The sequence below is a fragment of the Flavobacterium sp. LMO8 genome (genome assembly GCF_009495755.1).
Classification (GTDB): Bacteria; Bacteroidota; Bacteroidia; order Flavobacteriales; family Flavobacteriaceae; genus Flavobacterium.
In genome coordinates, this window is sequence record NZ_WIBJ01000031.1 from 69,387 (window position 1) to 90,299 (window position 20,913).

The 20,913-nt window shown below is 33.1% G+C and carries 21 protein-coding genes; 6 read left to right on the plus strand and 15 right to left on the minus strand.

Annotation, left to right across the window (positions count from 1 at the left end):
- The first annotated feature begins 13 nt into the window (after positions 1–13).
- The 3 genes from GFJ94_RS08175 (at position 14) to GFJ94_RS08185 (ending at position 2,708) form a co-directional block, all read left to right on the plus strand.
- Complete coding sequence (locus GFJ94_RS08175; RefSeq protein ID WP_153201066.1) at positions 14–712, plus strand: CoA transferase subunit A; 699 nt, start codon at positions 14–16, stop codon at positions 710–712.
- A 40-nt stretch (positions 713–752) separates the two neighbouring features.
- Positions 753–1,409: a CoA transferase subunit B gene (locus GFJ94_RS08180; RefSeq protein WP_026725591.1), complete on the plus strand. Its 657-nt coding sequence runs from the start codon at positions 753–755 to the stop codon at positions 1,407–1,409.
- 132 nt (positions 1,410–1,541) lie between these two features.
- Positions 1,542–2,708, plus strand: a complete 1,167-nt coding sequence (locus tag GFJ94_RS08185) for a class I SAM-dependent rRNA methyltransferase (RefSeq protein WP_153201067.1) — start codon at positions 1,542–1,544, stop codon at positions 2,706–2,708.
- A gap of 183 nt (positions 2,709–2,891) precedes the next feature.
- Here GFJ94_RS08185 and GFJ94_RS08190 read toward each other — a convergent pair whose 3' ends face one another.
- From GFJ94_RS08190 to GFJ94_RS08200, 3 genes are all read right to left on the minus strand, one after another.
- On the minus strand, positions 2,892–4,493 hold the full coding sequence (locus GFJ94_RS08190; protein WP_153201068.1) for a fumarate hydratase: 1,602 nt from the start codon (positions 4,491–4,493) through the stop codon (positions 2,892–2,894).
- Between the two features lie 297 nt (positions 4,494–4,790).
- Positions 4,791–5,156 (minus strand): hypothetical protein, encoded by a 366-nt coding sequence (locus GFJ94_RS08195; RefSeq protein WP_153201069.1) that lies wholly within the window; start codon positions 5,154–5,156, stop codon positions 4,791–4,793.
- Between the two features lie 12 nt (positions 5,157–5,168).
- Complete coding sequence (locus GFJ94_RS08200) at positions 5,169–6,608, minus strand: nucleoside recognition domain-containing protein (RefSeq protein WP_153201070.1); 1,440 nt, start codon at positions 6,606–6,608, stop codon at positions 5,169–5,171.
- Between the two features lie 193 nt (positions 6,609–6,801).
- On the opposite strand from GFJ94_RS08200, the gene GFJ94_RS08205 reads away from it, so the two are divergent.
- Complete coding sequence (locus GFJ94_RS08205; protein ID WP_153201071.1) at positions 6,802–9,759, plus strand: S8 family serine peptidase; 2,958 nt, start codon at positions 6,802–6,804, stop codon at positions 9,757–9,759.
- Positions 9,760–9,804: 45 nt separating this feature from the next.
- Here the strand turns inward: GFJ94_RS08205 and GFJ94_RS08210 are convergent, their stop codons facing one another.
- The 4 genes from GFJ94_RS08210 to GFJ94_RS08225 form a co-directional block, all read right to left on the minus strand.
- On the minus strand, positions 9,805–10,518 hold the full coding sequence (locus GFJ94_RS08210; protein WP_153201072.1) for a 3'-5' exonuclease: 714 nt from the start codon (positions 10,516–10,518) through the stop codon (positions 9,805–9,807).
- 17 nt (positions 10,519–10,535) lie between these two features.
- Entirely contained in the window at positions 10,536–11,702 is a 1,167-nt protein-coding gene (locus GFJ94_RS08215) for a serine hydrolase (RefSeq protein ID WP_153201073.1), read from the minus strand.
- A gap of 61 nt (positions 11,703–11,763) precedes the next feature.
- Positions 11,764–12,237, minus strand: coding sequence for a methylated-DNA--[protein]-cysteine S-methyltransferase (locus tag GFJ94_RS08220; RefSeq protein WP_153201074.1), 474 nt, complete (start codon positions 12,235–12,237; stop codon positions 11,764–11,766).
- Between the two features lie 72 nt (positions 12,238–12,309).
- Positions 12,310–12,795 (minus strand): DUF1573 domain-containing protein, encoded by a 486-nt coding sequence (locus GFJ94_RS08225; protein ID WP_153201075.1) that lies wholly within the window; start codon positions 12,793–12,795, stop codon positions 12,310–12,312.
- 145 nt (positions 12,796–12,940) lie between these two features.
- Here GFJ94_RS08225 and GFJ94_RS08230 point away from each other — a divergent pair, with 145 nt between their 5' ends.
- Together GFJ94_RS08230 and GFJ94_RS08235 are read left to right on the plus strand one after the other, a co-directional pair.
- Entirely contained in the window at positions 12,941–14,209 is a 1,269-nt protein-coding gene (locus GFJ94_RS08230; protein WP_153201076.1) for a sensor histidine kinase KdpD, read from the plus strand.
- Positions 14,202–14,888 (plus strand): response regulator transcription factor, encoded by a 687-nt coding sequence (locus tag GFJ94_RS08235; protein ID WP_153201077.1) that lies wholly within the window; start codon positions 14,202–14,204, stop codon positions 14,886–14,888. Before GFJ94_RS08230 ends, GFJ94_RS08235 begins: the two co-directional genes overlap by 8 nt.
- A gap of 5 nt (positions 14,889–14,893) precedes the next feature.
- On the opposite strand, the gene GFJ94_RS08240 is transcribed toward GFJ94_RS08235, so the two are convergent.
- From GFJ94_RS08240 to GFJ94_RS08275, 8 genes are all read right to left on the minus strand, one after another.
- Positions 14,894–15,307 (minus strand): c-type cytochrome, encoded by a 414-nt coding sequence (locus GFJ94_RS08240; protein ID WP_153201078.1) that lies wholly within the window; start codon positions 15,305–15,307, stop codon positions 14,894–14,896.
- Positions 15,308–15,376: 69 nt separating this feature from the next.
- Positions 15,377–16,375 carry a porphobilinogen synthase gene (gene hemB, locus GFJ94_RS08245; protein ID WP_153201079.1) on the minus strand — a complete coding sequence of 333 codons (999 nt, stop codon included), beginning with the start codon at positions 16,373–16,375 and terminating at the stop codon, positions 15,377–15,379.
- A gap of 104 nt (positions 16,376–16,479) precedes the next feature.
- Entirely contained in the window at positions 16,480–17,418 is a 939-nt protein-coding gene (locus GFJ94_RS08250; RefSeq protein ID WP_153201080.1) for a DUF4421 family protein, read from the minus strand.
- A complete protein-coding gene (hemF, locus tag GFJ94_RS08255) occupies positions 17,409–18,311 on the minus strand; it encodes an oxygen-dependent coproporphyrinogen oxidase (protein ID WP_153201081.1) in 903 nt (300 codons plus the stop codon). The genes GFJ94_RS08250 and hemF overlap by 10 nt, the downstream gene beginning before the upstream one ends.
- Positions 18,301–18,837, minus strand: a complete 537-nt coding sequence (locus GFJ94_RS08260; RefSeq protein ID WP_153201082.1) for a GNAT family N-acetyltransferase — start codon at positions 18,835–18,837, stop codon at positions 18,301–18,303. The genes hemF and GFJ94_RS08260 overlap by 11 nt, the downstream gene beginning before the upstream one ends.
- A gap of 45 nt (positions 18,838–18,882) precedes the next feature.
- The gene (locus tag GFJ94_RS08265) at positions 18,883–19,125 is read right to left on the minus strand and encodes a hypothetical protein (RefSeq protein WP_153201083.1); all 243 of its coding nucleotides are present in this window, start codon (positions 19,123–19,125) and stop codon (positions 18,883–18,885) included.
- Positions 19,126–19,198: 73 nt separating this feature from the next.
- Positions 19,199–20,224 (minus strand): uroporphyrinogen decarboxylase, encoded by a 1,026-nt coding sequence (gene hemE / locus GFJ94_RS08270; RefSeq protein ID WP_153201084.1) that lies wholly within the window; start codon positions 20,222–20,224, stop codon positions 19,199–19,201.
- 29 nt (positions 20,225–20,253) lie between these two features.
- Positions 20,254–20,913: a uroporphyrinogen-III synthase gene (locus tag GFJ94_RS08275; protein WP_153201085.1), complete on the minus strand. Its 660-nt coding sequence runs from the start codon at positions 20,911–20,913 to the stop codon at positions 20,254–20,256.

The following is a 20,913-nucleotide window of genomic DNA, read 5'->3' on the forward strand; positions in this document are numbered from 1 at the left end:
AACAAACTAAAATATGATTTCTAGAAAAGTTAATAACGTTAAAGAAGCGTTGGAAGGAATTCAAGACGGACAAACCATTATGTTAGGTGGGTTTGGATTATGTGGAATTCCAGAAAACAGTATTGCTGAATTAGTAAATAAAAACGTAACCAATTTAACTTGTATTTCAAACAATGCAGGGGTTGATGATTTCGGATTGGGATTACTATTACAAAAACGTCAAATCAAAAAAATGATTTCTTCTTATGTAGGAGAAAATGCAGAATTTGAACGTCAAATGCTTTCAGGTGAATTAGACGTAGAATTAACACCACAAGGAACTTTAGCAGAAAAATGCCGTGCTGCTCAAGCCGGAATTCCCGCTTTTTTTACACCAGCAGGTTTTGGTACAGAAGTAGCTGAAGGAAAAGAAACACGTAAATTCAACGGAAAAATGCACGTAATGGAATTAGCCTACAAAGCGGATTTCTCAATCGTAAAAGCATGGAAAGGTGACGAAGCAGGAAATCTTATTTTCAAAGGAACGGCTCGTAATTTCAACGCATGTATGGCTGGTGCTGCAAAAATCACTATTGCTGAGGTTGAAGAATTAGTACCAGCAGGAACTTTAAATCCTAACGAAATTCACATTCCTGGAATTATGGTCAACCGTATTTTCCAAGGAGAGAAATTTGAGAAAAGAATTGAGCAAAGAACAGTTCGTCAAAAGTAATCAGTGTTCAGTTTTTAGTGTTCAGTAAAAAGAAAGAATTATGTTATCAAAAGAAGATATAGCAAAAAGAATAGCACAAGAAGTAAAAGACGGTTACTATGTAAACTTAGGAATCGGAATTCCAACTTTGGTTGCTAATTATGTTCGTACGGATATTTCAGTTGAATTTCAATCGGAAAATGGAGTTTTAGGCATGGGTCCATTTCCTTTTGAAGGAGAAGAAGATGCTGATATCATCAACGCAGGAAAACAAACTATTACCACTTTGCCAGGAGCAAGTTTCTTTGATTCTGCTTTTAGTTTCGGAATGATTCGTGCGCAAAAAGTAGATTTAACCATTTTAGGTGCAATGGAAGTTTCTGAAAACGGAGATATCGCCAACTGGAAAATCCCAGGAAAAATGGTAAAAGGAATGGGTGGTGCTATGGATTTAGTAGCTTCGGCAGAAAATATTATCGTAGCAATGATGCACGTTAATAAAGCGGGAGAATCAAAAATATTGAAAAAATGTACGCTTCCATTAACTGGAGTGGGTTGTGTGAAAAAAGTCGTGACGGAATTAGCGGTTTTAGAAATCACTCCAAAAGGTTTCAAATTATTAGAAAGAGCGCCAGGCGTTTCAGTAGAAGACATCATCAAAGCAACAGAAGCAGATTTAATCATCGAAGGAGAAATTCCTGAAATGAAAATCGATTAATATTAAATATTTAGTTTTACCGCAGATTCACAGATTACAATTTTTAATATCTGTAAATCTGCGTTTTACTTCAATTTAGCCTAGTTTAAAATCAAATAATAATCTGCGAATCTGCGGTAATATTTTCAAAAAATGACCCTACCAAAAGTAATTTTAAAATCAGGTAAAGAAAAATCTATTCAACGTCGCCACCCTTGGATTTTCAGCGGTGCGGTTTATGGCGTAAGTCGTGAAATAAACGATGGCGAAATGGTTGATGTAGTCGATTCGAAAAACAATCATTTAGGAACCGGATATTTCAGTGATAAAGGAAGTATCGTAGTTCGTATTTTGACTTTCGGCGATGAAACTTTTTCTGAGAATTTTTGGGCATCCAAACTACAATCGGCTTGGTATTTACGTGCTCAAATATTGGATTTTGAAGTAACGAATGCATTTCGTGTGATTCACGGAGAAGGCGATGGAATTTCGGGATTAATTATTGATTATTACGATAAAAATTGGGTAATTCAAGCGCATTCCACTGGAGTTTTTCTTCAAATGAAGCAAATCGCTGAAGCTATAAAATCGAATTTTCCAGACTATTGCGAAACGATTTATTGCAAAAGTTCAGGAACTTTACCGAATACGGGAACTGATTATTTCTTATTCGGAAATAAAGCAGAAGCAGTTGCAAAAGAGAACAACATTTTGTTTTCAGTAAATTGGGTAGAAGGACAAAAAACAGGGTTTTTCTTAGACCAACGCGAAAACCGTAAATTATTGGGCGAATTCTCAAAAGGCAAAAAAGTACTAAACACGTTTTGTTACACTGGCGGATTTTCTATTTATGCGATGAATGCTGGCGCAGAATTGGTTACTTCAGTAGATATTTCTCAAAAAGCTGTGGATTTGGCAGCCAGTAATATGGAATTAAATTTTCCAAACGCTAACCACAAAGCCGTAGCTGACGATGTGTTCAACTTCATGAAAGAACACACGCAACAATATGATGTTATTGTGTTAGACCCGCCAGCTTTCGCGAAAAGTATCAAAAGCAAACACACCGCAACGCAAGCCTACAAACGTTTAAACATTGCAGGATTAAAAGCCTTAGCACCAAACGGAATTTTATTCACCTTCTCTTGTTCGCAAGTGATTGATGATGTTTTGTTTTACAACACTGTTGCAGCAGCAGCTATAGAAACGGGAAGAAATATCCGAGTATTACATAAATTAGAACAAGGACCCGATCATCCAACGAATATTTACCACCCAGAAGGGCATTATTTGAAAGGATTGGTTTTGTTTGTGGAGTAGATTTTGAGTGGGGAATTTTTAGTTTTTAGTAGTCAGTTAATTTTGGTTTTCTTGTCATCCTGAACTTGTTTCAGGATCTATATTGAGAAGCTGAAACAAGTTCAGCTTGACAAATTTAAATAAAAAACCTGCAAGTCTTTCAACTCACAGGTTTGTCTATATTCTATTCTCTTTGTTCTAAGACTAAAGATTCATAAAAAAATCATTCCCTTTATCATCAGTTATAATAAACGCAGGGAAATCTTTCACGGTAATTTTACGAACGGCTTCCATGCCTAATTCTTCAAAATCAACTACTTCTACTGATAAAATGTTTTCTTTTGCTAAAATAGCAGCAGGACCACCAATCGAACCTAAATAGAATCCACCATATTTGTTACAAGCGTTCATTACGTCTTTGCTTCGGTTTCCTTTAGCTAACATAATCATGCTACCGCCAGCGGCTTGGAATTCGTCTACATAAACATCCATTCTTCCTGCAGTGGTTGGTCCAAAACTTCCTGATGGCATTCCGTCTGGAGTTTTTGCTGGACCTGCGTAATATACAGGATGATTTTTGAAATACTCTGGCATTGGTTTTCCAGCATCTAACAATTCTTTTATTTTAGCATGAGCAATATCACGAGCTACAATTAAAGTTCCGTTTAATTTCAAACGCGTTTTAATTGGATATTTTGATAATTCTGATAAAATTTCAGCCATTGGTTTGTTCAAATCAACTTCTACCGCTGGCTCCAAATGAGGAGCAGTTGTTGGTAAAAACTGACCTGGATTAGTTTCTAATTGCTCTAAGAAAATACCATCTTTTGTGATTTTCCCTTTAATATTTCTATCTGCTGAACAAGAAACTCCCATTCCCACCGGACAAGAAGCTGCGTGACGTGGTAAACGAATGACACGAACATCATGTGTTAAATATTTTCCGCCAAATTGCGCTCCAATTTGACTTTCTTGACAAATAATTTGTACTCTCTTTTCCCATTCTAAATCGCGAAACGCTTGACCCGACATATTTCCAGAAGTTGGTAAATTGTCATAATATCCTGCCGATGCTTTTTTTACGGCTGCTAAATTAGCTTCTGCCGAAGTTCCACCAATTACTAATGCTAAATGATAAGGCGGACAAGCCGCTGTTCCTAAATCTAAAATACGTTCGCGAACAAATTCTTCCATTGATTTGTCGTTCAACAACGATTTTGTTTTTTGATATAAGAAGGTTTTGTTTGCCGAACCACCACCTTTTGTTAAAAATAAGAATTCATACGAATTTCCTTTTTTAGCATAAATATCAATTTGTGCCGGAAGATTGGAACCTGAGTTTTTTTCTTCAAACATTGAAATCGGAACAATTTGCGAGTAACGAAGATTTTTATTTTGGTAGGTGTTAAAAATCCCTTTAGACAACCATTCGCCATCATCAACACCGGTGTATACATTTTCACCTTTTTTAGCAACCACAATCGCAGTTCCAGTATCTTGGCAAGAAGGCAATTGACCTTCTACAGCCACCGCAGCATTTTGTAATAAATTATAGGCTACAAAGCGGTCGTTATCTGTTGCTTCTGGGTCTTCGATAATGTTTCTTAGTTTTTGTAAATGTGCCGAACGCAACATAAACGAAACGTCGTCCATTGCTTCTTGTGCTAATAATTCTAATCCTTTTGGATCCACCACTAAGATTTCTCTATCGCCAAGCTGCTCTACTTTTACGTAATCAGAAGTTAATTTTTTGTAGGTTGTATCGTCTTTTAAAATTGGATACGGGTCTTGATATAAAAAGTCCATTTGTGTATGTTTTGAAAGGTAAAGTTACGGATTTTTGTTTTTCTAACCTGCAAGGTTTTTAAAACTTTGAGGAATTAATTTACAATATAAATTATTATCCCAACTATAATTAAAAACAAAACGAAGCCTATTCTGGTATTCCAATTTTCATTCTTAATTTCAGTGAATGGTTTTTTTCCTGAATAACAAATCCATTTGGCCAGCATGCCAAGTCTTTTAAAAAAGAAGTACATGCCTTCTTGTCCTAAATTGATAATTATATCTTCAAAAAAACTCATTTATATTTAAACTAAAAAGTTATTTGCTTGCTTTGAAATAACAATAAATTCCAGCAACAAAAATTAATAAACCAGCTAAAAATTGAAAAGAAACATCTTCATCTTCAAAGAGGAAAATATCTTGTGTATCATTTGTTATTAGTTTGATTTTATCTCCAACATTTATTGAGCAACGACCTTCTAACCTTTTACTTTGTTTTTTTTCGTTGAAGTAAAAAGTAAAATAAGCTTTAGAAATTTTAGAAGATTCGCTACACGAAATAGGCACTGAGACAACACTAACAGTAATTTTGTTTCCAGAATTTAATATATTGTATTCTTGAAATGTTCTGTAAAATGAAACAAAACTGATTATAATCAGTAATATCGAAGCATATTTAAGCATTTTATTCATCTCCTAAAAAAACCAACTCGCCACAAAAATTGCCGTAATCACACAGATTAAATCTACTAATAGCATCATGCCTAAAGTATAACGTGTGTTTTTCACGTTGATACTTCCAAAATAAACAGCAATTACATAGAAAGTCGTTTCTGCACTACATTGGAAAATACAACTCAATCTTCCCGTTAAGGAATCTGGTCCAAATTGCTTCATCGCATCAATCATAAACCCACGCGAACCACCTGAACTAAAAGGGCGCAACATCGCTACAGGAAGTGAATCGGTGATTTCTTTAGCAACACCAAGATGAGCAAATAAAAAGGAAATTCCGTTGGCTATGATTTCAAACAAACCACTGTTTCTAAACAACGAAATCGCTACTAACATTCCCATCACATAAGGAAAAATTGTCACTCCGGTTTTTAATCCGTTGTTGGCGCCGGTTACAAACGTGTCGAAAATAGTTGTTTTTTGTTCTACGAATTTCTTCTCTTGAATGAAGGAAAATATTAAAGTTCCGCCAATGATTAAGATTAATAACAATCCCGAAAGGTTAGAAGTAAAATAGTTTTTTCCAATTAAATCTAAACTGTTAACATAGAATAATAATCCCACAATCGCTCCGATTACTCCCATTAAAGCCGCTAATAACGAAGCGCTTTTGAAGTTTACTTTCTGTTTAATTCCTACTAAAACAAACGCAGCAATGGTTCCAATGAAAGAGGTAATAATACAAGGTAGCATTACATCGGCAGGATTTGCAGCATGTTCAGCCGCTCGATAACCAATAATTGAGGTTGGAATTAAGGTTAAACCCGCAGCATGTAAACACATGAACATGATTTGGGCATCACTTGCTCTGTCTTTATCAGGATTTAATTCTTGTAAACTTTGCATAGCTTTCAAACCAAAAGGTGTTGCCGCAGAATCTAATCCTAAAAAGTTAGCAGAAAAGTTCAGTGTCATATAAGAAATCGATTCGTGGTTTTTAGGAATCGAAGGAAATACTTTTGCAAATAGCGGACTCAATTTTTTAGCCAATCTTTCAGAAGCACCAGAAATAATTAGCAATTCCATGATGCCACAGAAAAAGGATAAATACGCTATCAAAGGCAGAATTAAATCAAATAAACTGCTTTTGGTCATAGGTAATAATCCATCTGCTTTTTGTTTTCCGCTGTAGATTTTTACGGTTTGTTTGTTATAGACGTATGTGGTGTCGGCATCGGCTTCGTTTCTATTTAAGACGTATCTTTTGTCTTCCGCTTTTTGCACACTATCTTGCACAAATTGAGGTACTTCTTTTAAATATTTTTCACCAATTAAAAGTGGTTCGCCTTGTTTGCCATTCAACACATAATCAATAGAATAATATTGTGAAGAAAATAATCCAAAAACAATAAAAAAGATAGATGATATAAATATCACTAACCAAAATCTGCTTAAAACCATAAATTTATATTTTTCGTAAATGTAATATATCTTTAAGATTTAAAGAAAACTTATTTATGTTAACGATGTTTTTATTAGTTTAAAAATATTGATTTCCAATAAATTGCATAATGCTTTTTTTATTAATTTTTTTAAGATGGTGAAAAAATTATATATTTGTTAAAATTTATTTAAAACTAATTTGCCCCAAAAAATGAAAAAACAACAATTATTTACATCATTGTTTTTGTTTTTTTACGTATTTACTTTTTCCCAAACAAAAGAAGATGCTGCAAAAATTACAAGAAACTATGAAGTGGAAAAAATCCAACAAAAAATTACTTACTTCCAGAAGTTGGAAATAAAAGAAAGAGCTAAAGCTATAGAAGTAGCAAATAGAAATAATTGGCCAATAATTATAAAAGGTGATGATGGTTCTTTTCAAGAATTAATGGCATTAACACCAGACGGTTTTCCAATTTATTATGCTACGACAAATGTATTAGCCGCAAGATCTACAAGAACAAATTATTTAAATTCTGGAGGAGGTTTAGGATTATCATTAGACGGACAAAATATGGTTGCTCGAGTTTGGGATGGTGGAACAGTAAGAAGAACCCATAATGGTTTTGGTAATCGAGTTACCACTGTTGATGATGTTTCAGGAACTGCCTATAGTAGTCATGCAACGCATGTAACGGGAACTATTTTAGCTTTACCTTGGAATGGAACTTCATCTGGTGTTAAGGGAATGGCAACTTTAGCAACAGCTAGAACATTTAATTGGGACAATGATGAATCTGAAGCACTAGCAGAAACACTTGATGGGATGTTAATTTCAAACCATTCTTATGGAGTTCCTGTTGGAAGTGGTACTACAGTTTTACCAGCTTGGTTTATTGGGGCATATACTGACGCAGCAAGAACTTGGGATGAAATTGCTTATACAGCACCTTACTATCTTCCAGTTATGTCAGCTGGAAATGATGGAAATAACAATAATAATCCAGCCCCAATTGCATCAGGATACGATAAGCTAGTAGGAAATAAAACAGCAAAAAATGTTTTAATTATTGCAAATGCAACTGATGCTACAATAAATGCTGATGGTTCGTTATCTAGCGTTACTATAAACGCTTCTAGTAGTCAAGGTCCAACTGATGATAGAAGAATTAAACCCGATATTGCAGGAAATGGTACTGGCGTATTATCAACATCTTCTACAAACGACATTTCTACAGCTTCTCTTTCTGGAACATCAATGTCGGGACCGAATGTTGCAGGAACTTTATTATTAGTTCAAGAGCACCATAAAAATCTAACAACAAGTTTTATGAAATCTGCAACCTTAAGAGGTTTGGCTTGTCATACTGCTGATGATGCAGGAAATGCTGGGCCAGATGCTAAATTTGGTTGGGGCTTGTTAAATGCAAAAAAAGCGGTAGAAACTATTACAGCCAATGGATTGACTTCTTGGGTATCTGAAGAAGAATTAGTACAAGGACAAACCTTTACAATGACAGTTAAATCAAATGGAGGTGCTTCAAATCCTTTGATTGCTTCAATAACTTGGACTGATTTACCAGGAACGACTAATATTGGTACAACTGGAGATAATGACGCAACTCCAGTTTTGGTTAACGATTTAGATATTAGAGTAACTAAAGATGGAACAACTTATTACCCATGGAAATTACAATCAAGTCCTTCAGCATTAGCGGTAAGAACAGGAGACAATAATGTTGATAATATTGAAGTGGTTAAAATTGACAATCCAACAGCAGGTGATTATGTAATTACCGTAACTCATAAAGGAACTTTAGTTACAGGAGCGCAAAATTATTCTTTGATTGTTACCGGAATCACTTCAGATTTTGCACTAACTTCAAATTCTGATGATTTAATAGTATGTTCTAATCAAGATGCAGTTTATACATTTGATTACAAACAAACGGGAGTAATGACTACAACTTTCTCAGCTGTAGGACTACCATCTGGAGCAATGGCAAGTTTTAACCCTACTTCTTTAAGTAATGATGGAACAGTGACTATGACAATATCTGGCTTGGCGGCAGTTCAACCAGGCGCATATACGATTGGAATATCAGGTTCTAATGGTGTAGAAATGGAAACGAGATTAAAACAATTAAGAGTTTATTCTGCTACTTTCCAACCTACGACTTTAACAACTCCTACTAACGGACAAGACACAGTAGCTACCACTGCTTTCTTTAATTGGAATACAGATGTAAATGCAGAATCGTATAATTTACAAGTTTCAACTCAATCTAATTTCTCATCGTTATTTGCCAATATTAATACGGATGATGGAAGTCATTTATTAACTGGTTTAGCATCAGAAACAACGTATTATTGGAGAGTTATTCCTTCAAACAGATGTGGTAGTGCAATTGTTTCTTCAGCAACAGTAAATAATTTTAGAACTGGTATCGTAAATTGTGGAAATACTTTTACAGCAACAGATTTTTCCAATGCATCTATTGGAGCTACCGCGAACAGTATTGCCTCTGTTCCTATTCAAGTAACAGGTGGTTTGACTATTGGGGATATCAACGTGTCAATTGATATTACACATACTTATATTCAAGATATGAAGTACTATTTAGAAGGGCCAGCATCTATAGGTAGTCCAATTATTACTTTATTTGACGAGCCTTGTGGAGATAATGACGATGTTAATTGTACTTTAGATGATGAAGGAGTTCCTTTTACTTGTGGTTCATCTGCACCTTCTATAACAGGTACTGTTAAACCTACAGGTTACTTGACAGATTTAAATAATTTACCAGCAGATGGGACATGGATTTTACGTGTAGTTGATGCTTACAATGGGGATGGAGGTAGTATTAATGCGGTAACCTTATCTGTTTGTAATATTGAACAATCATTAAGCACACCAAGTACTATATTATCAGAAATTAAAGTATATCCAAATCCAACAAAAGGAATTTTAAATATTGATTTAGCAAGTAATACTTTTGGGGAATCTTCTTTTGTAATTTATGATGTTCAAGGAAGACAAGTTATTAGTAAAAAGTCTTCTAATACTATTGAAACATTAAACGTTGAAAATCTTTCGGAAGGAATTTATATGCTAACTATTGAAAATGATTTAGGAAAAACTACTAGAAAAGTAGTGATTAATAAATAATTTATTTAGAGTTAAATGAAAAGGGAGCTTGGTAGCTCCCTTTTTTTATACATGTGTAATTTCATCTTCAATCAACAAATCCTCTCTTCTTAGTCGTAGAAAAATTTGGGCTACTGCTATAACATCCTTTTCGCAGTAGGTAATAATTCTGTCGATATCGTTTTCTACATAAAAAACGTGTGCTACTTCACTACCGTCGATATCATCTTTTGGAGATGGAATTCCTAATACTTTTGTAAGTAATTTTAAAGAAGTAAAATGTTTATAATCGCCAAATTTCCATAATTCTAAAGTATCAAGATGTGCTACTTCCCATGGTTTTTTGCCGAATAAATTGAGTTTGTTTGGCAAAGCAATTCCGTTGATAATCATACGTCGAGCAATAAACGGAATATCAAATTCTTTAGCATTATGGCCACATAAAATGTGCTGTGCTCCGTTAAAATGTGTATTTAGTAAATTTGAAAAATCGTTTAAAATTTTCTTTTCTTCTCCCCAAAAACTGGTTACGCGAAAGTTTCTAATATCACCTTTATTTACAAAGTAACCCACAGAAATAGTGATGATTTTTCCAAATTCAGCCCAAATTCCGGCTCTTTCGTAAAAATCTTCTGCCGAAACTTCATCTTTGCGTTGGTATTGCGTTTTGTGTTCCCACAAATAGCGCGTTTCTTCATCTAAAATACCATAATTTTGGTGTTCTGGAACAGTTTCAATGTCTAAAAACAGAATGTTGTTTAAGTTAATTTTCTCAATCATTTTTGTATGGTTTATAGTTAAATTTTAGTTTTTCTTTTTGCTATCATGTTGTAGGCTCCCTCCACATAAACATATAAATCATTACTATGTGGGTCTTCTTTTGTTTGTTTCCCTTTTATATGTCCTAATCGCACAATGATTAATTCATCTTCTGGAATTACAATTACAAATTGCCCTAAATGACCTCGCATATAGTATAATTTTTTGCCTTTAATTTCGTGCATCCACCATCCATATCCATATTCTGGACTGTTTTCAAAACGAGGTGTAACACATTTTTTCACGAAAGCACTATCTAATAATTCTTTTCCATTCCATTTTCCATCGTTTAAATATAATTTTCCAAAGCGCGCAAAATCTCTTGCATTGCTAGCGATACAACAATATGCTTTTTCAATTCCGTCTGGCTCTTCGTCAAGTTGCCAAAGCGCTTCATTTTCGGCTCCCATAGGTTGCCAAAAGTGATTTGAAACATAATCAGATAAATGTTCTCCCGTTGCTTTTTCAATACACATCGCTAATAATTGAGTAGCACCACTTAAATATTTGAATGATTGTCCTGGTTTTTCTTTAATGTCTAAACCTAAAATAATGCCTTTTAAATCATCATCAAAATAAGCACGGGTTACAATTGAAAACGGGCTATAATATTTTTCATCCCAACTCAACCCAGATGCCATAGAAGATAAATCACCAACGGTTACGTCTTTTGCAAATTTGCCATTAAGTTCTGGAAAAAAATCGGTTACTTTTTGGTCTAGACTTTTGATTTTTCCTTCCATTATTGCTTTTCCCATTGCTATTGTTACTACACTTTTAGCTATTGAAAAAGAGTTAGATTTCGAATTTTTATCAAATCCGTCAAAATAACTTTCGTGCCAAATACTATCATTTTTAATGATGAGATAAGCAATAGTTTGAAGTTCTTTGTGGTTTTTAGTCAATTCTTTAGTAGCTGGAACTGAGTTATAATCGGAAGCAATTGCCCAGGGTTGTGCATTTCCTTTTTTAATTTCTCTATTTGGAAATTCTTTATAATCTTCTAAAAATGCGGTTGTGTAACCCTTGAAATAAATAGTTCTTACAGCACGTAACAGATAATCTACATCAAAAATGTACATTAAAATAATGATACTTGCCAAAACAATAGCAAACCACTTGAAGAATTTTAAAAGAAATTTCATTTCCTAATTTTATAAGATTGTGTTATAAAAGTAGGAAAAAGTTAGAATGATTTTAAAAAATCTAAAATAAACTTTCTTGTTTTACTGGATTTTCGTGTTCGAGCAACCATTTTTTTCGCCATAAACCACCCGCATAACCTGTTAATGAGCCGTCGCTTCCAATAACTCTGTGGCATGGAACTACAATCCAAAGCGGATTTTTCCCATTAGCAGATGCAACTGCACGAATTGCTTTAACATCGCCAATTTTTTTGGATAATTCTAAATAAGAACATGTTTTTCCGTAAGGAATTTTTAATAGTTCTTGCCAAACTTTTTTTTGAAAATTAGTTCCAGCTGGATTAATTTTAAATGAAAACTCAGTTCTTTTTCCATTAAAATAGTCTTGAATTTGTAAAACAGCCTCTTTTAATTCTTCTGGAATTTTTGTAGAAATTTCATCGTCTTCATTCAGTACATGAATTTTTGAAATTCCGTTTTCATTTCCTTGAATTTCTGTAAAGCCAAGAGGTGTTTTTATAATGACAGTTTTCATTTTGTAAATATAAAAAAACCACCTGTAAAAAGGTGGTTTAAATAAGATGTAAAAGCTGAATTAATAATATTGTTAAGATTTAATCTCTTCTTTTTTCTCAGTAGCTGGATCTAAAACTTTTCCTTTAAAAGATAAAGTTTTTACTGCTTCAGCACCGTTTTCATTTGTTGTAATTGTAACTGATTTTTGAAATTGACCACCAGATGCAGCATTAAATGTTGCGGCAACCATTCCTTTTTCTCCTGGTTTAATTGGAGTTTTTGTGTAATTTGCAGCAGTACAACCACAAGCTGGTCTTACATTTGTAATTAAAATAGTTTCTTTTGTAGTGTTTGTAAAAGAAAATTCATAAGTAACTGGTTTTCCTTTTTCAATATCTCCAAAATCATGCATTTCTTGATCCCATTTGATAGTTGATTGTTTTGGAGTTACAGGAGTTTTAACTTCTGTAGGAGTAACTTGAATTGCTTTAGCTGTTTCAATTTTTGCGTCTTTTAATTGTGCAAATGAAGCACTAGCTATAAATAAGGCTACAATTGATAATTTAATTGATTTCATACGGTATATTTTTTTAGTTATATTAAATTTGTTATACAAAACTAAAAAACTTTTAAACGTGTGTTGTTAATTAAATTTTAATGATTGTTAATGACATGTTAATAGGGATTTTTAGACCCACATTTTTTGTAATATCGAACTCATTATGAAGTTTAACAGATTTAATACCATAATATTCATTGGGTTTTTAGCAATTGTTGGTGTTATCATCATGCAATTGTTTTTACTTAATCAGGCCTATATTTTTGAAAAAAAAGATATGGAAGATAAAATCCATTTTGCTTTGCAAGATGTGGTGGAAAAAATCTATAGAGATAATAAATCAGAATTACCTATTACCAATCAAATTAAGAAAATTTCTGAAAACTACTTTATAGTTAACGTTAACGACGTATTCGAAAATCGCATCTTAGAGCAGTATCTTAAGCTTGAGTTTGAAAAAGTAAAACTTGAACTCGATTTTGAATATGCTATTTATGACTGTAGTTCAGATGAAATGGTTTACGGAAATTACATTTCGATTAAAGGAAAATCAGAGAAATTTTGTGAAGATTGTTTTATGAAAAACAGCGATTTAACCTATTATTTTGCAGTGCGTTTTCCACACATTGAACAAACCTATTTTAAAAGTTTATCCCAATATTGGATATTCACAGGCGTGTTGTTCTTAGTTTTAATTATTTATGTGTACTCGGTTTTTTTAATGTTGCAACAAAAAAGATATACCGATTTACAAAAGGATTTCATCAATAATATGACGCATGAATTTAAAACACCTCTAGCTTCTATTTTGATTGCTTCCAATTATGCCAATACGCAAAAAGAAATTGTTGATAATCCAAGATTGTCAAAATACATCCAAATTATAATCAATCAAAGCAATAAACTAAACCAACACATTGAGAAAATTTTGTACGTTGCCAAAACCGAAAGCAAGCAAATTGTTTTGGAAAAAACCAAGGTAGATTTAAAAATATTACTCGAATTGGTTAAAGAAAATATCGTTTTAAAACATCAGAAAGAAATTAAAATTGATATTCATTTAGAGCGAGATTATATAATTCAAGCTGATGAATTTCATTTTTATAATGTGCTTTATAATATTATGGATAATGCCGTGAAATATTCGGGTCAAAGCCCAATTATACAAATCCAATCCAAAGAAAATGAGAGAGGATTACTTTTAAAATTCTCGGATAATGGAGTTGGAATTCCAGCTAATGATTTACCATTTGTGTTTGATAAATTTTTTAGAGTAGCTCGAGAAGATAGTAAAGAAATTGAAGGATTTGGAATAGGGCTTTCTTATGTAAAGCATGTTTGCGATTGGCATAAATGGAAAGTTTTTGCAAAAAATAATATTGGTAATGGAGTAAGTATATCCATTCAAATAAATAAAAATGATTATGAGTAAGAAGCGTATTTTGTATGTTGAAGACGACGAAACACTGGCGTTCCTAACTTCCGATAATTTAGAACAGTATTTTGAAGTTGTGCATTGCAACAACGGAAAAGAAGCATTTCAACTGTTTTGTAAAGAAACGTTCGATTTGTGTGTTTTGGATATTATGTTACCTGATATGGATGGATTTGAAATTGCAACTGAGATTAGAAAGCGTAATCAAGAAATTCCGATTATTTTTCTATCGGCAAAAACCATGAAAGAAGACCGAATTAAAGGATTGAAATTGGGTGCCGATGATTATTTGGTAAAACCATATTCTATTGAAGAATTAATTTTAAAAATCGAAATTTTCCTAAACCGAAGTCAAAAATCAACCGATAATTCAACACAAAAACAATATACTTTTGGAAGTTTTCAATTTGAACCCGAGAATTATTTGTTGAAAAATGACAGCCAAAAAATCACGTTAACCGAAAGAGAAGCATCATTACTCAAATTGTTTTTAGACAATCCAAATACGGTTTTAAAACGCGAAAAAATCCTAATGGAGTTATGGGGAAGCGATGATTATTTCTTAGGTAGAAGCTTAGATGTTTTTATTTCAAGATTACGAAAAATCATAAAAGAAGAAACCCACGTTAGAATAGAAAACATTCCGCGCGTGGGCTTTAAATTGGTAGTTGAATAATATTTTTATTCGAAACTCATCATATAAATTTCCAACGATTTACGTTCTTCAGCCGTCATAGCTTTTGTAATAGCAAAGTTCGTTTTCATGGTTTCATATTGTGTTGGATCAACAATTGGCTCTCCTTTTTCATTGATGAAAGCGGCAATACTTGCTCCTTTTTCTTTGTAAATTTTAGCAATATCTTTAATTGCAGGACCAATAACTTTGGTGTCCGCTTTATGACAAGCCGTACAAGTTCCTTTCCCTTCAAAAAGTTCTTGACCTTTAGTGAATAATGGATCAACTGTTGTCTCAATGGTTGCCTCAGTTTTTTCTTCAACTGGATTTCCGTAAGCATCTGTTTCTTTTTTTTCACCACAATTAGTAAATGAAATGGCTAATGCAAAAACAGCAAACGATTTTAATATAAGTTTCATTTTGATATGATTTAGAAATATCAATAAAATTACAATATCGATTTCACTTAGTTTGTGACAAATGTCACATTACTTTTTGTTTAATAAAATGGCTGCTTCTTTTGCGAAATATGTTGAAATCAAACTTGCACCTGCTCTTTTGATACACATCAATTGCTCCATCATAATTTTATCATGATCTAGCCAACCTCTTTCAGAAGCTGCTTTAATCATAGCATATTCTCCTGAAACATGGAAAACTGTAACAGGAACATCTACCGCATTTTTCACTTCACGAACGATATCCAAATAAGCAATTCCCGGTTTTACCATGACCATATCAGCGCCTTCTTCCACATCCCAAAGAGCCTCTTTAACTGCTTCGATGCGATTAGCGTAATCCATTTGGTAGGTTTTTTTGTCTTTAGGCACTTCTACATCAGCATCTTTTGGAGCAGAATCCAAAGCATCACGAAAAGGACCGTAAAATGCCGAAGCATATTTTGCCGAATAACTCATAATTCCAACATTGTGAAATCCAGCCGCATCTAAACCTTGACGTAAACGTAAAACACGACCATCCATCATGTCACTTGGTGCTACAAAATCAGCTCCAGCTTGTGCGTGAGAAACTGCCATTTGTACTAAAGCTTCATTGGTTGCATCATTAGCAATATCACCATTTTCGATGATTCCATCGTGACCGTAAATTGAGTAAGGATCAAGAGCTACATCTGGCATTACAATCATTTCGGGACAAGCTTTTTTGATGTCACGAATGGCTCTTTGCATCAAACCATTGTCGTTCCAAGCTTCTTTTCCGGTATTGTCTTTTAAATCATCGCTAACTTTTACGTAAATATTGACAGCTCTAATTCCTAAAGCATATAATTCTTTTACTTCTTCCACCGTTAAATCTAATGTGCGACGGAAAATTCCTGGCATAGAAGGGATTTCCACTTTTGTGTTTTTTCCTTCCATAATAAACATTGGAAACATAAAATCAGCCGGACTTAAGCTGGTTTCGCGAACTAAACTTCTTATAGATTCGTTTACTCTTAAACGACGACCTCTGTGTAATGGAAACATAATTTGTTATTCAAATATTGATTGGTAAAATTACTATTTTTTGGACTGGAAATTATGATTTTAACATTTTTTAAAATTTGATAATTTGGCAAATTCTTTCACTTCTAGAACGGTATTTTCTTATTTACTTTTTCGTAAAGTTCTTTCACTTTTTTTGGCGGATTAAATCGATAGCCAAGCGTGAACTTGAACGTAGAGAAATTATCGTTTAATCTAATTTTCGTATTAGTATCTTGAACAAAATCAGTAAAATTTAAATTGATAAAACTAAAAAAAGAATCCACATTATACCCAATTTTAAAACTTCCCGTTACTTCATATAAAGGTGAAAAATCGCCATCTACATCATTAAATCCAAAACCAGGAGAAAGTCCAGCCGAAACTAAAAACTTTTCTTTAATAACTAAATTATAAAAATAGGAAGCCGAAAGCGTTACTAAATAAACATCACTATGTTCGCCGCCACTTCCATCGTTGAGATCAAAATTGGTATAATAAAAACTAAAATTAGGAATAAAACTTCCTGCGCTTTTGGTTTGCCATTCTTTTTGATTGGCAATGGTTTTAAATGAAAATTTATCATTAAAAATATAAGAAGTTGTTCCACCAATTTTTGTAGTTCTTAATCTAGGTAAAAATAAGTTTACATCGTCTTCTATATAAAATCCTTTCTGATTGATGAATTTAATGGATTGCATCCATTTTTTATGATAAAAACGAGTACTAATAGTAAATAATTTGGAACCCGAATTATCTTTGTTTTCCTCAAAAAACTTTGGCGAAAAACCATAACTAATATCAATAAATTTATAGCTAAGATTAGCCCCAATTTGGGCTTTTCGGTTGGGAATTAAGCTTAAATGTTTGTTTTCGTCACCAGAATCTAACAGAAATTCAAAACTGTTAGAAGTTTCAATAAAATATAAACTACCGGTTACTTTTTCGTCATAAGATTTAAAAAAAGAAGTGGACAATGAGTCATTTTGAGCCACTCCAAAAATAGTTCCTAAGCAAAAAAACAGGTAGCTTAATTTTATATCCATTCAACTGGTTTTGCTAATACTTTTAATAATTTTTCTTCTTCACTTCCCACTTCAGGATGATGGTCATAAACCCATTGCACATGTGGTGGTAAACTCATCAAAATGCTTTCAATTCTTCCGTTGGTTTTTAGTCCGAAAAGTGTGCCTTTATCGTGAACTAAATTGAATTCCACATAACGACCACGACGAATTTCTTGCCATGTGCGTTGTGCATCTGAATAAGGTAAATCTTTTCTTCTTTCCACAATTGGAACATATGCTTGTAAGAAAGAATTCCCAACTTCTGACACAAAATTGAACCAATCTTCCATTGACATTTGCTCGGTTGCTTTTAAATAATCGAAAAATAAACCGCCAATTCCACGTGCTTCAAATCGGTGTGCGTTCCAAAAGTATTCGTCGCATTTCTTTTTATAGTTCGGATAAAATTCAGGGTTATGTTTGTCACAAGCATTTTTACAGGTTTGATGAAAATGTTTCGCATCTTCTTCAAACAAGTAATATGGTGTTAAATCTTGTCCGCCACCAAACCATTGGTTAATGATGTTGCCGTTTTCATCATACATTTCAAAATAGCGCCAATTCGCATGAACCGTTGGCACCATCGGATTTTTTGGATGAATCACCAAACTCAATCCGCAAGCGAAAAAATCAGCTTCTCCAACACCAAACATCTTTTGCATCGTATCTGGCAATTTGCCATGAACGGCTGAAATATTTACACCGCCTTTTTCGAAAACATTTCCGTTTTCAATAACACGTGTGCGACCGCCTCCGCCTTCTGGTCGTTCCCAAATATCTTCTCGAAATTTGGTGCCGCCGTCAATGTCTTCTAATCCTTTACAGATTTGATCTTGCAGGTTTTGTATGTAGGTGTAGAATTTATTTTTCATGTTCTAATTCATATAATTCCATATCTAATGGAGTTTCATTTGGCGGTGTGTATTCATTTAAAAGTGTTCTTTTCCATGTGAAACCACACTTTTCTGCAACTTTACAACTTCCAATATTTGTTTTATGAGCAATAATTTGAAATTTATTGAATCCTAAAACTTCAAATCCATAATTTGTGGTTAGCGCAATAGCTTTTGACATCCAACCTTTGTTTTCGTATTCTGTACTTATACAATAAGCAAATTCACCTTGTTTGGTAGCCCAATTTATTTCTTTGATGATAATCAAACCAGCAATTTTTGAATTTGAAACATCTTTAATTCCAAAAGTAAATTCAGATTTTGAATCGTTTTCTTTTCTTTTTTCTTCAATATAACTTAAACTATCTTTTATGGATAGATTTTTAGATAATGTAATTGGAAAATAACGCTTAAAGTTATCAAAATTCAAAACCATCATTTCAGATAAACTTTTTGCGTCATCTGCTTGTAAAGTGATTATATGAAATGAATCGGTTGTTATCATTAGTTATTTCTGAGTGATTTGATTTTACAATGTTTATTGTGGAATTTATTTTCCATTTTTTACTAAAAATTCAAATACAAACTCAATAGCATCTTTTTCGGATTTGAAAAAATTATCATCATAACGATTTCCTTTTTCATCTATTGAATAAAATATATATAAACCATGAACATCTTCTAATCCTTCACCAATATCAGTGACATATTTATTTCTTTTATTATTTGGAAGATAAAAATTTTTGATGTTATTATTTATCATCCAATTTTCAAGTTCAATGATTGTATTCATATAAATGTATTTCTAATACCTACAAGGTTTTGAAAACCTTGCAGGAAAACTGTTTACTGTAAACTGCGACTGCCTACTTTTTATACTCTTTCACCGCCTCAACAAACGCCTTCGCATGATCAACAGGAATATTAGGTAAGATACCGTGACCTAAGTTTACGATGTATTTGTCTTTTCCGAATTCGTCAATCATTTCGTGAACCATTTTTTTGATGGTTGGTATTGGAGAAAGTAAACGACTTGGATCGAAATTTCCTTGTAAAGTAATGTCACCACCAGTTAAATAACGTGCGTTTCTTGGAGAACATGTCCAATCTACTCCTAAAGCTGATGCTTTTGATTTTGCCATGTCGTTCAAGGCAAACCAACATCCTTTTCCAAATACGATAACTTCGGTTTCTTCAGCTAAAGCCTCTACAATTTGGTTGATGTATTGCCATGAGAATTCTTGATAATCAACTGGAGAAAGCATACCTCCCCAAGAGTCAAAAATTTGAATCGCATTACAACCTGCTTTTACTTTTTCTTTCAAGTATAAAATTGTCGTATCAGTGATTTTTTGCAATAATAAGTGTGCCGCAACCGGATTTGAAAAACAAAATCCTTTAGCTGTATCAAAACTTTTTGAGCCTTTACCTTCTACAGCATAACAGAAAATCGTCCATGGTGAACCTGCGAAACCAATTAATGGCACTTCGTCGTTCAGCATTTCTTTGGTTAGTTTTACAGCATCCATCACGTAACCTAAAGTCTCGTGAATATTCGGTACAAAAACTTGATTTACTTGTTCAGCTGTACGAATTGGATTTGGAATTATCGGACCTAAATTGTCTTTTAATTCTACGTGAATTCCCATAGCTCTTGGTACTACCAAAATATCCGAAAACAAAATAGCCGCATCTGGTTTTACAATGCGAATGGGTTGCACGGTAATTTCAGCTGCTAATTCTGGAGTTTCGCAACGCGTGAAAAAATCATATTTATCGCGCAAGGCTCTAAATTCTGGTAAATATCTTCCTGCTTGACGCATCATCCAAACTGGTGGACGTTCAACAGTTTCTCCTTTTAATGCTCTTAAAAATAAATCGTTCTTAATCATTTTTTATGCTTTAGGCTTTAAGCAATAGGCTATAAGCGTTTATAATATTTTATTACTTCGGTAATTACATTTTCAACGGTGGGTTGCGATGCAATTACAATATTTTTTGTTTTGTTTTCTAATGCTTTTGAAGTGGTGGTTCCAATACAAAAACACATTTTATTTTCTAATGAATTTTTTCCCAAAAAACTATTCACTCCAGACGGACTAAAAAATAAAATACCATCAAATGGTTCTTTTATTTGGTGTGGTTTTAGTTTGGTTTCATATACGACAATTTCGTTATATGCGATTTTGTTTTGCTGAAAATAATTTGGAATCGTATTTTTCCTAATGTTTCCACAGAAGAAGGTAAACGAACTGTTTTTGTATTTCGAATCGATTATTTGAATCAAATCTTCGGCATAATCAGCACTTTCTAAAACGGTGAATCCTTTCTTTTCGAGAAAATTTTTGGTTTTACTTCCCACACACAAACATGAAATGGTATGAACGTTTTTTAAATCCGATTTTAAAACACTTTTTACTGCTTTTTTACTCGTAAAAATTAAGTAATCATTGAGTTGAGATGTTTCAAATGAAATGGATTTGGTTTGAATAAAATTCTTTTCTACAAGTTCCATTTTAGCATCTGAAAACTTCTTTTTTAATGCTTTTGAAAGTTTTTTTGTAGAGAGAATTCGAGTCAT

What these genes read in the sequence shown, in the direction of transcription:
- GFJ94_RS08175 (WP_153201066.1), top strand. Translation starts at nt 14, where the DNA reads ATGATTTCTAGAAAAGTTAATAACGTTAAAGAAGCGTTGGAAGGAATT.
- GFJ94_RS08180 (WP_026725591.1), top strand. Translation starts at nt 753, where the DNA reads ATGTTATCAAAAGAAGATATAGCAAAAAGAATAGCACAAGAAGTAAAA.
- GFJ94_RS08185 (WP_153201067.1), top strand. Translation starts at nt 1,542, where the DNA reads ATGACCCTACCAAAAGTAATTTTAAAATCAGGTAAAGAAAAATCTATT.
- GFJ94_RS08190 (WP_153201068.1), bottom strand. Translation starts at nt 4,493, where the DNA reads ATGGACTTTTTATATCAAGACCCGTATCCAATTTTAAAAGACGATACA.
- GFJ94_RS08195 (WP_153201069.1), bottom strand. Translation starts at nt 5,156, where the DNA reads ATGCTTAAATATGCTTCGATATTACTGATTATAATCAGTTTTGTTTCA.
- GFJ94_RS08200 (WP_153201070.1), bottom strand. Translation starts at nt 6,608, where the DNA reads ATGGTTTTAAGCAGATTTTGGTTAGTGATATTTATATCATCTATCTTT.
- GFJ94_RS08205 (WP_153201071.1), top strand. Translation starts at nt 6,802, where the DNA reads ATGAAAAAACAACAATTATTTACATCATTGTTTTTGTTTTTTTACGTA.
- GFJ94_RS08210 (WP_153201072.1), bottom strand. Translation starts at nt 10,518, where the DNA reads ATGATTGAGAAAATTAACTTAAACAACATTCTGTTTTTAGACATTGAA.
- GFJ94_RS08215 (WP_153201073.1), bottom strand. Translation starts at nt 11,702, where the DNA reads ATGAAATTTCTTTTAAAATTCTTCAAGTGGTTTGCTATTGTTTTGGCA.
- GFJ94_RS08220 (WP_153201074.1), bottom strand. Translation starts at nt 12,237, where the DNA reads ATGAAAACTGTCATTATAAAAACACCTCTTGGCTTTACAGAAATTCAA.
- GFJ94_RS08225 (WP_153201075.1), bottom strand. Translation starts at nt 12,795, where the DNA reads ATGAAATCAATTAAATTATCAATTGTAGCCTTATTTATAGCTAGTGCT.
- GFJ94_RS08230 (WP_153201076.1), top strand. Translation starts at nt 12,941, where the DNA reads ATGAAGTTTAACAGATTTAATACCATAATATTCATTGGGTTTTTAGCA.
- GFJ94_RS08235 (WP_153201077.1), top strand. Translation starts at nt 14,202, where the DNA reads ATGAGTAAGAAGCGTATTTTGTATGTTGAAGACGACGAAACACTGGCG.
- GFJ94_RS08240 (WP_153201078.1), bottom strand. Translation starts at nt 15,307, where the DNA reads ATGAAACTTATATTAAAATCGTTTGCTGTTTTTGCATTAGCCATTTCA.
- hemB (WP_153201079.1), bottom strand. Translation starts at nt 16,375, where the DNA reads ATGTTTCCATTACACAGAGGTCGTCGTTTAAGAGTAAACGAATCTATA.
- GFJ94_RS08250 (WP_153201080.1), bottom strand. Translation starts at nt 17,418, where the DNA reads ATGGATATAAAATTAAGCTACCTGTTTTTTTGCTTAGGAACTATTTTT.
- hemF (WP_153201081.1), bottom strand. Translation starts at nt 18,311, where the DNA reads ATGAAAAATAAATTCTACACCTACATACAAAACCTGCAAGATCAAATC.
- GFJ94_RS08260 (WP_153201082.1), bottom strand. Translation starts at nt 18,837, where the DNA reads ATGATAACAACCGATTCATTTCATATAATCACTTTACAAGCAGATGAC.
- GFJ94_RS08265 (WP_153201083.1), bottom strand. Translation starts at nt 19,125, where the DNA reads ATGAATACAATCATTGAACTTGAAAATTGGATGATAAATAATAACATC.
- hemE (WP_153201084.1), bottom strand. Translation starts at nt 20,224, where the DNA reads ATGATTAAGAACGATTTATTTTTAAGAGCATTAAAAGGAGAAACTGTT.
- GFJ94_RS08275 (WP_153201085.1), bottom strand. Translation starts at nt 20,913, where the DNA reads ATGACTCGAATTCTCTCTACAAAAAAACTTTCAAAAGCATTAAAAAAG.